This is a genomic window from Frankia sp. QA3, from assembly GCF_000262465.1.
In the GTDB taxonomy this organism is placed as follows: Bacteria; Actinomycetota; Actinomycetes; order Frankiales; family Frankiaceae; genus Frankia.
In genome coordinates this window covers 3,599,999-3,611,374 of record NZ_CM001489.1, presented here as the reverse complement: position 1 = coordinate 3,611,374, position 11,376 = coordinate 3,599,999, and the positions used below count along the sequence as shown (strand labels likewise).

General features: G+C 72.9%; 9 protein-coding genes. 7 read left to right on the top strand and 2 right to left on the bottom strand.

The features are described from left to right. Both FRAQA3DRAFT_RS37275 and FRAQA3DRAFT_RS14860 read left to right on the top strand, forming a co-directional pair. On the top strand, nucleotides 1-537 hold a 537-nt coding region (locus tag FRAQA3DRAFT_RS37275), incomplete at its 5' end, for a PP2C family protein-serine/threonine phosphatase (protein ID WP_009739853.1). 48 nt (nucleotides 538-585) lie between these two features. Beyond that, complete coding sequence (locus FRAQA3DRAFT_RS14860; RefSeq protein ID WP_009739852.1) at nucleotides 586-1,290, top strand: DUF4230 domain-containing protein; 705 nt, start codon at nucleotides 586-588, stop codon at nucleotides 1,288-1,290. An 88-nt stretch (nucleotides 1,291-1,378) separates the two neighbouring features. Here the strand turns inward: FRAQA3DRAFT_RS14860 and FRAQA3DRAFT_RS14855 are convergent, their stop codons facing one another. Continuing rightward, a complete protein-coding gene (locus tag FRAQA3DRAFT_RS14855) occupies nucleotides 1,379-4,210 on the bottom strand; it encodes an alpha/beta fold hydrolase (protein ID WP_232292056.1) in 2,832 nt (943 codons plus the stop codon). A 1,096-nt stretch (nucleotides 4,211-5,306) separates the two neighbouring features. Between FRAQA3DRAFT_RS14855 and FRAQA3DRAFT_RS14845 the strand changes: the two genes are divergently transcribed. Continuing rightward, the gene (locus tag FRAQA3DRAFT_RS14845; protein WP_009739850.1) at nucleotides 5,307-5,894 is read left to right on the top strand and encodes an Hsp20/alpha crystallin family protein; all 588 of its coding nucleotides are present in this window, start codon (nucleotides 5,307-5,309) and stop codon (nucleotides 5,892-5,894) included. Between the two features lie 88 nt (nucleotides 5,895-5,982). On the opposite strand, the gene FRAQA3DRAFT_RS14840 is transcribed toward FRAQA3DRAFT_RS14845, so the two are convergent. Then, the gene (locus tag FRAQA3DRAFT_RS14840) at nucleotides 5,983-6,873 is read right to left on the bottom strand and encodes an exodeoxyribonuclease III (RefSeq protein ID WP_009739849.1); all 891 of its coding nucleotides are present in this window, start codon (nucleotides 6,871-6,873) and stop codon (nucleotides 5,983-5,985) included. Between the two features lie 59 nt (nucleotides 6,874-6,932). On the opposite strand from FRAQA3DRAFT_RS14840, the gene FRAQA3DRAFT_RS14835 reads away from it, so the two are divergent. From FRAQA3DRAFT_RS14835 to FRAQA3DRAFT_RS35070, 4 genes are all read left to right on the top strand, one after another. After that, on the top strand, nucleotides 6,933-7,670 hold the full coding sequence (locus FRAQA3DRAFT_RS14835; protein WP_009739848.1) for a dihydrofolate reductase family protein: 738 nt from the start codon (nucleotides 6,933-6,935) through the stop codon (nucleotides 7,668-7,670). An 86-nt stretch (nucleotides 7,671-7,756) separates the two neighbouring features. After that, nucleotides 7,757-8,626, top strand: a complete 870-nt coding sequence (locus FRAQA3DRAFT_RS14830; RefSeq protein ID WP_009739847.1) for a DUF1206 domain-containing protein — start codon at nucleotides 7,757-7,759, stop codon at nucleotides 8,624-8,626. 155 nt (nucleotides 8,627-8,781) lie between these two features. After that, on the top strand, nucleotides 8,782-10,221 hold the full coding sequence (locus FRAQA3DRAFT_RS14825) for an MFS transporter (protein ID WP_009739846.1): 1,440 nt from the start codon (nucleotides 8,782-8,784) through the stop codon (nucleotides 10,219-10,221). A gap of 572 nt (nucleotides 10,222-10,793) precedes the next feature. Further along, nucleotides 10,794-11,345, top strand: coding sequence for a pyridoxamine 5'-phosphate oxidase family protein (locus FRAQA3DRAFT_RS35070; protein ID WP_157467379.1), 552 nt, complete (start codon nucleotides 10,794-10,796; stop codon nucleotides 11,343-11,345). Nucleotides 11,346-11,376 lie beyond the last annotated feature (31 nt).

Here is an 11,376-nt window from a genome sequence, read left to right as displayed (position 1 = left end):
GCGGCCGTGCTCGACGGCGCCGACCCGGCCCGCAAGCGGGACGCCGGTGACGCGGCGGTGAACGCCGGTGCGGACGAGCGGGGCGATTCCCGGCGGCCGGCGACCATCGGTGCGCTCGTGGGGCCGGCCGCCGGCGCGCGCCGGGGGCCGACGAGCCGGGGGCCCGCGGCGAGGGGGGACGGCGGGTTCGCCGCCGCCCAGATCGTGCGGCTGCCCCCGACGGGCCCGCTGATGTCGGGCCTGCTCGCCGCGCCCGGCGCGTGGGAGACCCGGACGCTGCATCTCGAACCGGGGGACGTGCTCATCGCCTACACGGACGGACTGGTCGAGGCGCGCGACGCCGCCGGGCGCCAGTTCGGCGCGCACCGGCTGATCGCGGAGATCCTGCGCGACCCCGGCCGCTCCCCGGTGGCCCTGCTCGACGACGCCTTCGACGCCGTGCGCCGGCACGCCCCGGGCCGGCAGGGCGACGACCGCACCGCGATCATTCTGGCTCGGACGAACCAGCCGGCGGCGATCACCGACGGGCGGTCGTAACGCCGACAATCGGCGTGGTTACCGGGGTTTTCGGGTACATCTCCGACCATGAACGACGAGCCCGGCACGGACCGGCCCACCCGCTCGAACCGGACCCTGAGCTCCCTGCCGTTCCGCTTCAGCCCGCTACGGCTGATCGCCACCATCCTGCTCGCCGTGCTCGTCGTCGGCCTGATCGCGGTGGTGGCCGGGTGGCGGCCGAGTCTCAACCCGTTCAAGGAGCGGACGATCGACCGCAGCTCCCCGGCGGTGCTGCGCTCGCTGGAGGACCTCAGCGACTACCACGCCGCCGGTGCCCACTTCGAGGTCGTCGTCGACCTCGAGGACGACACCAAGTGGATCCCGGCGGCGCTGAAGGGTGAGCGCACGCTGTTCGTGGGGGTCGGCACGGTCGACTCGATGGTCGACTTCGGCCATCTCGACGCCGACGCCGTCACCGTCTCGCCGGACCGCCGCTCGGTGACCATCGAGCTGCCGAACCCGACCCTGTCCAAGCCGGTGCTGGATCTCGACCACAGCTACGTGGTCGCCCGCCAGCGCGGCGCGCTGAACCGGGTCGGCGGCCTGCTCGGCGGGGTCAGCAACGACAAGGAGCTGTACCAGAAGGCCTCGTCGAAGATGACCGACGCGGCGCGGACCGACGGCCAGGTCATCGAGCTGGGCAAGAAGAACACGACCGCCATGCTGCGCGGTCTGCTGGGGGCGCTGGGCTTCACCGACGTCCGGGTGACCTACGCCGCCGACCGCCGCTAGCGGCCGGCCCCCCGGCACCGCCCCGGCCGCCGGGGCGGTGCCGGGGAACGCCGTCGGCCCGGCCGCCCCCGGCGGGCGAGGCTGGCGCTCAGCGCCGAGCCGCCTGCTCGGCCACCACCCGGTCGATCTCCGCCTGGAAATGCTCGGAGATCTTGATGACGTGCGGTTCCCGAAGTAGATAGAAATGTTCGCAAGGGACGTAATGGGTGTCGTGGCTGCCGGTGAGGAAAGCCGTCCAGGCGTCCTCGGGGTCCGGATTTTCTGCCGACCGGTAGACGAGGGTACGGCCGGCCCACGGCTGTGGCCGGTAGAACCTTTCGAGCAGCCTGCCGTGATTGAAGAAGACGTCGAACTGCTCCATTCCGCCGAACTGCACCACACCGGTCAGCGGAATCTGCACCATTTTCTTGAGCGTCGCGATGTTGGCGAAGTTCGTCCGCTGTTCCGGCAGCAGCCGCTGGGTGAAGCGGGCCAACCGGTGGCGGTAGTTGCGGGCGTGCTCCTGGGCACCGCCGGGCGTCACCGGTGCGCCGGCGCCGTTCCCGGTGTCCGCGGCCGGCGCTGCGCCGTCCTCCTCGCCGGACGCGATCCGTAGGGAGGACGGCATGTAGGTGTCCATGATTGACAGGAAACCGACCTCGTCGCCGGCCGCCACGAGCTGCTGGGCGATCTCCATCGCGATCAGACCGCCGAGGGAGTGCCCGGCCAGCAGGTAGGGGCCCCGCGGCGCGATGATCCGGATGATCTCCAGATGGCGGCGAGCGGTCTTCACCACGCTCCAGTCCGGGAAGCCGCGCCGCTCCAGGCCGTGCGCCTGGAAGGCATAGACCGGCTGGTCGTCGCCAAGCCGGCGGGCCAGAGAGTGGAAGCCGAGCGCGAGCGCGCCGGCCCCGGCGAAGCAGAACAGCGGCGGGCGCGAGCCGGTGGTGCGCAGCGGCACGACGGTCGGGTGGCGGGGGCCGGCCTGCTGGGCGAGGGAGACCGTGCGGGCGAACGCGCCGAGGGTGGGAGCATCGACCAGCGCCGACGACGGCAGGGAGACCCCGAGCTTCTCGGTGATCAGGGTGAGCAGCTCGTTGGCGGCCAGCGAGTCGCCGCCGAGCTCCATGAAGTCGTCCTCGATCCCCACCTCCTCCAGATCCAGGACCCGGGTCCAGATGTCGGCGACGACGATCTCCCACTGGGTCCGCGGCCGGGCGGACCCGGCGGGCGCCTCGGGCGGGGGCGGCAGGGCGCCGCGGTCGACCTTGCCGCGCTCGTTGCGGGGCATCTCCGCCAGCGCCACGATCGTCGCGGGCACCATCCAGACCGGCAGCCGCTCGCGTAGCGCCCGGCGGATGCGCACCGGGGACAGCGTGTTGCCGTTCACCGCCGGGACGACGTAGGCGACCAGCCGGTTCTGCGCCCCGGTGGTCACCGCGGTGACCACCGCCTCGGCGATCTCCGGGGAGTTCAGCAGGGCCGCCTCGACCTCGCTCGGCTCCACCAGGTATCCACGGATCTTCACCGCGGCGTCGCGCCGACCGAGCAGCACGACCGTGCCGTCGGGCTCGAACCGGCCGAGGTCGCCGGTGCGGCAGGTGGTTCGCCCGTCCGGCCGCGGGGTGAACTTCTCCGCCGTCAGCTCCGGGCTGCCCCAGTAGCCCGCGGACAGGTAGGCCGAGGTCACCTCGACGTCGCCCGACTCGCCGGGCCCGGCGATCGTGCCGTCCTCGCGGCGGAACACCACCTCCTTGCCCGGCGCGGGCAGCCCCGCCGGCACCGTGCCCTGGGGCAGCGGCGCGTGCGGCGGGATTTCGAAGAAGCCCAGCGAGGCGATCTCCGAAGCACCCGACCAGTTCACGTACGTGCAGGTCGCGGGCACGTGCGGGCGCAGCGCGGCGATGTCGCGACCGTAGGCGGCCTCGCCGCAGGTGGTGACGATCCGCAGGTCGGCGAGGACCTCGTCCGGTTCGAGCGAGCCGAGCAACGCCCGCAGCAGCGACGGCGTGGTCTGCAACGCCGTCAGGTGCTGGGTGGTGATCCAGTCCCCGAGGCCGTGCAGCCCCGCCGACCGCGGGTCGTAGGCGTAGAGGCCCGCGCCGTTGAGCAGGCCGAACACGACCACGGTGATCCCGGCTGCGAACGAGTACGGCAGCACCAGCGCCAGCCGGTCGCCGGGCGCGAAGCCGAGCCGCTCGGCGCCGGCATAGGCGTCGCACAGGAACGTGCCGTGCGTCCACACCACGCCCTTGGGTGCGCCGGTGGAGCCGGAGGTGAACACGATGCAGGCCGGGTCGGTGATCCGCGGCTCGGGCCACCAGACCGCGTCGGCCCCGTTGGCGGCGATCCACTCGGCGCCGTCGCTCGCCGCGGCGGCGAGGTCCAGCACCAGCCGGGGACCGTCGCCGGCCAGCAGCTCGAGCAGGGGCTTCGGGTCGACCGTCGCCGCGGCGGGCGACTGCGCGCCCGGCGACCCCACCGGCCGCAGGCCCACCGTGGACCGGGCCACGGAGCCGTCGCCCAGATCGGTGATCAGCGCGGCGCAGCCGGCCTGGCGGATGATCTGGGCCATCCGCTCGGCCGGCACCATCGGGTCGAGCGGGACGACGGGCCGGCCGGTCTTCATCGCCGCCAGCACGCCGAGCAGCCCGGGGACCCCGTGCGGAAGCAGCGTCGCCACCGGGCCGTCCTCGGTCGCGTCGAGCCGCCCGAGCACGGCCACCGCGATGTCATCGGTGCGGCGGTCGGTCTCGGCGAACGTCATCGTGACGCCCGGGGACACCACCGCGGGGGTGTTCGGCAGGTGGGCGGCGACCTCCCGGAACCGGCTGACCACGGAGGCCGGTAGATCATCGAAGTCCAACGCGGGGAAGGAGACGTCATCTCCGGGCGCCGCGACCGCCAGAGCCGCGCGCCGATCGCTCTCGTTCAATGCCACTCCTTCGTCCTCTGTGCTGCCGGCGCCATCGGTCCACGACAGATGACCCTCGACCACGTGCTCTCGCCGATCGTCGGCTCGTCAGTCGCGCGCGACCGGGCGGTCCGCCGCAAACGCCCCGAAGGGCCGTCGCCGCAGCGACGGACGGGCGGGGCTGTCGGCGGGATGCCGCCTGACGGGAGTGGGCCGTTCTGGGCGACCCCGCCAAGGAAACACGTGCGGCGCTGCAACCGTTCGCTCGAGGTACACGAACAGCCTCCCCAGCATGCAGTCCGATATAGCGTGGGACTTTATACCACGATGGTGTGGCTTACTTGCCGTCACCCCTCGTAACCTTGACGGAAGTGTCGGTTTACCAGCAGGTAATCCGGGTCGAGGTTTCTCCACGCCGTATGGATTTGCTGGTGTTGCCGGGTATTCCGGCAGCGGCGCGAACCGGTCACGCGAGGCTGATCTGCAGTCGTCGGGCATTCTCCCGATGGGCGCGTCGGGGTCCCGGTGCCGCCGGGTCGGGCCCGGCGTCCCAGGTGGTCGGCGTGTTCCGCCGATCGGCCGGCGGCCCGGGGCGTCGGCAGCCGCCAGTGGTGCTCCGGAGCCGTCCGCCCCGGATGCGCGGGTTGTTTCGGGTACGCAGGCCGCTCCGGTGCCCCCTCGCCGACCCCGCCCCGCCCGAGGGGTGTCGAGCACTTTTCGGGCAGCCCGAACGGGCCGACCCGGCGCCGCGGCGGCGGGTTCCGGGTACCCCCGGGGACGATCGGGTGCGCGGGGACGTCTCGACGATCATGGTCTCGGCGATCGCTGTTCTGTCGATCGTGGCTTTGGTGATCATGTTGGGGCCGTGGGGCCGTGGGGCGACGGGCGGTCGCGGCGACGACGCGCGCCCACCGGGGCGGCCGTCGGACGTCGTCTACGTCATCCCCACCCAAATGTGCTGCAGCCGCTTGCATCCTCAAGGTTGAGCGTTCTAGACTCATGAACTGTGAACGACGGGCGGGCTGAAACCGGAGGTCGGGCGGCGAAGAGTCGCCGGGGATCGCTTCGGGGTGGCCCGGACCGGCGCGACACTCGGAGATCGATCAAGACGAGGGAGGCCCTTGTGAGCACCTACCTGTGGGACCCGTTCGCGGCGCTGGGGCGGATGGACCGGGAGTTCGACGAGATCGTTCGACGCGCGTGGGGTACGCGGCGTCCGGCGCTCACCGGCCGCTCCCAGAGCGTGGAGCTCTCCGTTCCCCCGGCGGACGTGGTCGCCGAGGGTGACGATGTGTTGATCAACCTTGAGCTGCCCGGTGTCGACGTGGAGCACGACGTGGTCGTGGAGATCGACCGCGGTCGTCTGGTCGTCCGCGGCCAGCGCGGTGGGCAGCGGGAGCAGGAGCGAGGCGGCCGCGTCTACCGCGAGCGCTGGTCCGGCAGCTTCCGCCGGGAGTTCCAGCTCCCCGAGCGGGTCGACGCCTCGCGGATCTCCGCCGGCTACGAGCGGGGCGTGCTGACCGTCCGGCTCGCGGGTGCGGCGGCCGAGCCGAGGACGACCCGGATCGCGGTCACCGCCGCGAGTGGCGACTACAAGCCGGCCGAGGTCGCGCCGGCCCAGCCGGGCGAGCTCCCGGCCTCCTCGGCGCAGCCCGCCTCGGCCGAGGCCGAGGGCACGCAGCCGATGTCCGCGAACACGCCGGCCGCGTGACGGCGTGACCGGGGTGCGAGTCCCTCCGCATCCCGGAGGCGTCGTGGCGTCGGGCCCGGGGCGCGTGCGTCCCGGGCCCGAACCGGCATCAGCGGCGCAGCGAGCCGCCGGTGGATGACGACCGTCCGCCGCCCGTGCGGCCGGTCGAGCCGCGGCTCGACGGCGGCGGCACCATCGGGCCCACGTCCCCGTCCGGGGCGGTGTCCAGGTCAACGATGACCGGCGCGTGGTCGCTGGTGCCGGTTCCCTTACGGGCCGCCCGGTCCACCCACACCGCGCGCACCCGGCCCGCGACGTCGGCGGATGTCAGCGTCAGATCGATGCGCATGCCGAAGTTCTTCGGGAAGCAGAGCTGGCGGTAGTCCCAGTAGGTGTAGACGACATCGTCGGGCCAACGGGTGCGCAGGACGTCGACGAGACCGGCGTCGATGAGCTCCCCGAGGGCGGCGCGTTCGGCCGGCGTGACATGCGTGGCGCCCTCGAACTGCGAGACGTCCCACACGTCGGCGTCCGTCGGGGCGATGTTGAAGTCGCCCAGGGCCATCAGCGGGCCCCTGGACACCTCCGCGGTGACGACGTCGCGCAACGCGGCCAGCCAGGACAGTTTGTAGACGAAGTGCGGGTCGTCGACGGTGCGTCCGTTCGGCACGTACAGCGACCAGACCCGGATGCCGTCGCAGGTCGCGGCGATCGCGCGAGGCTCGGGGTCGGGGAAGCCCGGCCCGCCCGGCAGACCCCGCACGACGTCGTCGAGGCTGCCCCGCGACAGGATTGCCACGCCGTTCCACCGGCCGTCGCCGTGATGGGCGACCCGGTAGCCGCGCCGAAACAGGTCCTCGTCGAACAGCTCGAGGAAGGCCTCGTCCGACAGCTTCGTCTCCTGCAGGCACACCACGTCCGGCCCGGCGCGGTCCAGCCACTCGATCAGCCGGGCCTGCCTGGCCTTCGCGGAGTTGATGTTCCACGTCGCGATCCGCACAGCTGTTCACGGTAGTACCGCGCCGCGACGGCCCTGCGGCCGATCCCGGCCAGCATGCGATGCTGCTGCGCGTGGACGGCGAGCACGCGACGGTGGGGCGGCCCTACGTCATCTGCAGCTGCGCGATGTCGTTGGACGGCCGGATCGACGACTGCTCGGACGCGCGGTTGATCCTCTCCGGCCCGGCGGACCTCGACCGGGTCGACGAGGTGCGCGCCGGCTGCGACGCGATCCTCATCGGCGCCGCGACCGTGCGGCGGGACAACCCCCGCCTCGCCGTGCGCGCCGAGCATCGCCGGGCCGCCCGGGTCGCCGCCGGCCTGCCGCCGACGCCGGTCAAGGTGGTGCTCTCCGGCGGCGGCAGCCTCGATCCCCGTTCCCGTCTGTTCGGCGCCGACCCGGTCGAGACCCTCGTCTACCGCCGCGCCGGCAGCGGGCCTGTCCCCGACGGGCCTGTTCCCGACGGGCCTGTCCCCGGTGGGCGGGTGACCGTCGTCGACCTGCCCGGCCGGCCGCTGGTGGACGTCGCCGCCGTGCTCGCCGATCTCGACCGCCGGGGCGTGCGCCGCCTGCTGGTCGAAGGGGGAACCTCGGTGCACACCGCCTTCCTCACCGCCGGCCTCGTCGACGAACTGCACCTCGCCGTCGCCCCGTTCTTCGTCGGCGAGGGGGACGCGCCGACGTTCGTCGGCCCCGGGGCGTTCCCGCAGGACGTCCATTCCCCGCTGCGGCTGGCCGAGGTCCGACAACTCGACGATGTGGTGCTGCTTCGGTATCTGCTGCCTACTTCGACCTGAGCGCCCCTCGTCCGGTTTTGGGCGCGCTCCCCCGGGCATCGCTCCATCCGGATCGACCGATCCCACGGTCCGAGGGAGTGATCACTGTGTCGGTGCAGACCGGCGGCCGGCTGCGGCGCGCTGTCACCAGCGGCGGCGAGGCCGGCAGCCAGGCGAAGGGTGCGGCGCGCCAGGCCCGCCACAGCCGGACCGTCGACCTCACCGCCCGGATCGGGCTCGCCGGACGGGGCCTGGTCTACGTTCTCATCGGGGTTCTCGCACTCCAGGTCGCCTTCGGGTTGAGCAACGCCCAGACGAACCGCAACGGTGCCCTCGGGGAGATCAAGGACAAGCCGTTCGGGTCCGCGGTCCTGGTCATCCTCGTCATCGGCTTCCTCGGGTACGCGGCCTGGCGGCTGCTCGAGGCCGCGGTCGGCGTCCAGGACGAGAACGACGAGAAGAAGCGGACCGCCAAGCGCGTGGTCTCCGCCGCGCGCGGCGTCATCTACCTGGCGATCGCCGGCAGCACGATCAGCTTTCTCGTCTCGGGCAGCGGCGGGTCCGGCGAGCCGGCGCCCTGGACGGCGCGGGTCATGCGCAACGACGCCGGCCGGGTGCTCGTGGCCATCGTCGGCCTCGTGGTCGTCGGGATCGGCATCGGGATGATCATCCGTGGGGCGAAGCGGAAGTTCGAGGAGAAGCTGAAGACCGGGGAGATGGGCGCCGGAGCCCGTAAGATCGCCAAGCCCGCGGGGTTCGTCGGGTACATCGTGCGCGGCGTGGTGTTCGGGCTGGCCGGTGCGTTCGTGACCAAGGCGGCGATCGAGTTCGACCCGAAGGAGGCCAAGGGCCTCGACGGCACGCTGAAGACCCTCGCCGGGCAGGCCTACGGCCAGTGGCTGCTGACCCTGTGCGCGATCGGCCTGGCGCTGTTCGGCATCTACTCGTTCTTCGAGGCCCGCTACCGCAAGCTCTGACCGGCGGCGGCCCGTGCGAGGGCGGCCCCGGCCGGTGCCCACGGGTGCCGGCCGGGGCCGTCCTCACACGCCGGGAGCGCCGCCCGGATGACCGGTCCGGCGCGGTAGCGTGCGTTCTGCCCGAATCGGCGGCGGGCTGAGCGGAGGGGACGCGGGTGCGGGCTGGCCGGGCGGCGGGTGGTGCGCGCCCGCGTCGGCACCCGCGCCCCGGCAAGCTGCTTGCCGACATCTCCCCGCTGCGTGAGTATCCGGCCTACCGCCGGCTGTGGGCGGGGGAGACGATCTCCTCCCTGGGCTCCCAGATCACCGCGACCGCGGTGCTGCTGCAGGTCTTCGCCGTCACCCGCTCGTCGTTCCAGGTCGGCCTGGTCAGCCTGGTGGCGCTGGTGCCGCTCGTCGTCGGCGGGCTGTTCGGCGGCGCCATCGTGGACGCGGTGGACCGCCGCCGCCTCGCCATGGTCACCTCCGGCGGGCTGGCCGCGGTCTCGGCGGCGTTCCTGCTGCTGACCCTCGCCGGTGCCGTCGACAGCGTCGCGTGGCCGCTGATGTGCCTCGTCGCCGTGCAGTCCGCGCTGCTGGCCGCCGACCAGCCGGCGCGCCGGGCGATGACGCCGAACCTGATCCCGCTCGAGCGCCTGTCGGCCGCCAGCGCCCTGTCCCAGATCGGCGGCACGGCCGCCGGGGTGTTCGGCCCGCTCATCGCCGGTGTGACGGTGGCCGCCGGCGGCTTCTCGGTCGCCTACGCGGTCGACCTGGTCACCTTCGCCGCCCCGCTGTACGGGCTGGCCCGGCTGCCGGCGATGCCGCCGCGCGGCGGCGGGCGCGGCGCGGGGGTGGCCAGCGTCGCCGAGGGGTTGCGGTTTCTGCACGGGCAGCCGGTGCTGCTGATGACCTTCGTCGTCGACCTCATCGCGATGGTGTTCGGAATGCCGCGGGCGTTGTTCCCGGAGCTCGCCGAGGGACGCTTCGGCGGGGGGAGCGCGACGGCGGGCGCGATGTACTCGGCGGTCGCGGTCGGCTCCCTGCTGGCCGCCGGGCTGTCCGGCCCGCTCGGCGGGGTCCGCCGCCAGGGTCTCGCGGTGGTGGTCTCGATCGCGCTGTGGGGCGGGGCGATCGCCGGGTTCGGCCTGGCCCACGACATCGTGCTTGGCCTGGCGCTGCTGGCGCTCGCGGGCGCCGCCGACATGGTCAGCGCCATCCTGCGCAACGCGATCCTCAACGTCGCGACCCCCGACGAGATGCGCGGGCGGCTCCAGGGCGTGTTCCTCGTCGTCGTCACCGGCGGGCCACGGCTCGGGGACCTGGAGGCCGGCAGCGTCGCGGCGGCGACCTCGCCGGCGTTCTCCGTGATCAGCGGGGGGCTGGCCGGCATCGGCTGCCTGCTGCTGGCGACGGCCGCCGTACCCGCGCTGGTCCGCTACGACGCGAAGGCCGCCGTCGCGCAGGCGCAGGCGCGGTCATCGGGACCGGAGGCGGGACCGGCTGAGGTGACCGCCTCACCCGGTGGGCCCGCCCCGTCCGCCGGGACCGAGGCGCCGCAGGTGCCCCGTCCGTCCGGGGGCGCCGCGCGGGACATCCTCGATCCGAACGCCTAGCTGCGGGCGTGAAGCCGGCCTTGGGCGGCGCCGGCGAGGTAGGGGAGATCGCGTGTTTGCCGACGCGAGGGCTGCCTCGTGCTCGCCGGTCGGGCCTCAGTGTGGCGAGCACGGAACCGCGCCACGCGTCCGAGCCCCGCCCCGACCCGACTCCGACGATCATGGTGTTCCGCGGAACCGCGCCACGCCGGCCGACCCCAGCCCCGGCTTCAGCCCGACTCCCAGCGATCATGGTGTGTTCCCAGGCCCACGCCTCGACGGTCCGGATCGACGAGCGCACACGAACCTCCCTCGATCACAACCAAATACGCGCCCTGGTACCGCAACGGCACCTGATGATCGTGGTCGGCGGTCTCCGGACAGGATGCGGGTCGTGCATCGCGACCGCGCGCGGACGTGTCGGCGGGCACCCGGAGGCCCTGAGTGGGAGGAGGAGACGTTCGTCGGAGGAGACGTTCGTAGGAGGAGTCGCCGGGTTCGCCGATGTCGATTCGGCAACCCGGATCTCGTTTCTTCTGAACGTCGATCAGGACGAGCAGCCGGGTGCGGGTGGGGCGTCGTTGCTCTTCCTGATGCCCGGAATCGGTGAGACGCCGCGACTCACCGGTGCCGCGCGCCGGAACGGGGCCCGTGTCACGATCGACATCGAGGAGGCGTTCGTCCACTGCGCGAAGTGCATGCGCCGGTCGGGCCTGTGGAAGGAATCCGGCTCGGACGGCCGACCACAGGAACCCGGCGCCGAGCACGCCGACCACCCGGGCGACAGGCCGCACCACCTCGCTGACCCGGAGGTCGCAGCCTTCCTGCGGTCCGCCCCGTTCGCAGTCCCGTCGTCGTGGGACTCGGATGGAGACGGCGACACGAGTCCGAGAGGCGACCGGCCCGGATTCGTGCACATTCTCGACGAGGCGACACTCGCGATTCCCGACCGGACGGGAAACCAGCGAACCGACACCTTCCACAATCTGCTCACGTGCGACGAGATCTCCCTGGCCGCCGCCGTCCCCGGCTGCGACGAGGTGCTGCACCTGAGCGGCCACGCCTACGCGACCGACGGTTCCGCTCTGCTGGCGCCGCACAACACCTCGCCCGCAACAAGACGAACGGCGCCAAGGCGACGATGACACGGCTCCTGTCGCGAGGAATCGCAGCCTC

What these genes read in the sequence shown, in the direction of transcription:
- FRAQA3DRAFT_RS14860 (WP_009739852.1), top strand. Translation starts at nt 586, where the DNA reads ATGAACGACGAGCCCGGCACGGACCGGCCCACCCGCTCGAACCGGACC.
- FRAQA3DRAFT_RS14835 (WP_009739848.1), top strand. Translation starts at nt 6,933, where the DNA reads ATGCTGCTGCGCGTGGACGGCGAGCACGCGACGGTGGGGCGGCCCTAC.
- FRAQA3DRAFT_RS35070 (WP_157467379.1), top strand. Translation starts at nt 10,794, where the DNA reads ATGCCCGGAATCGGTGAGACGCCGCGACTCACCGGTGCCGCGCGCCGG.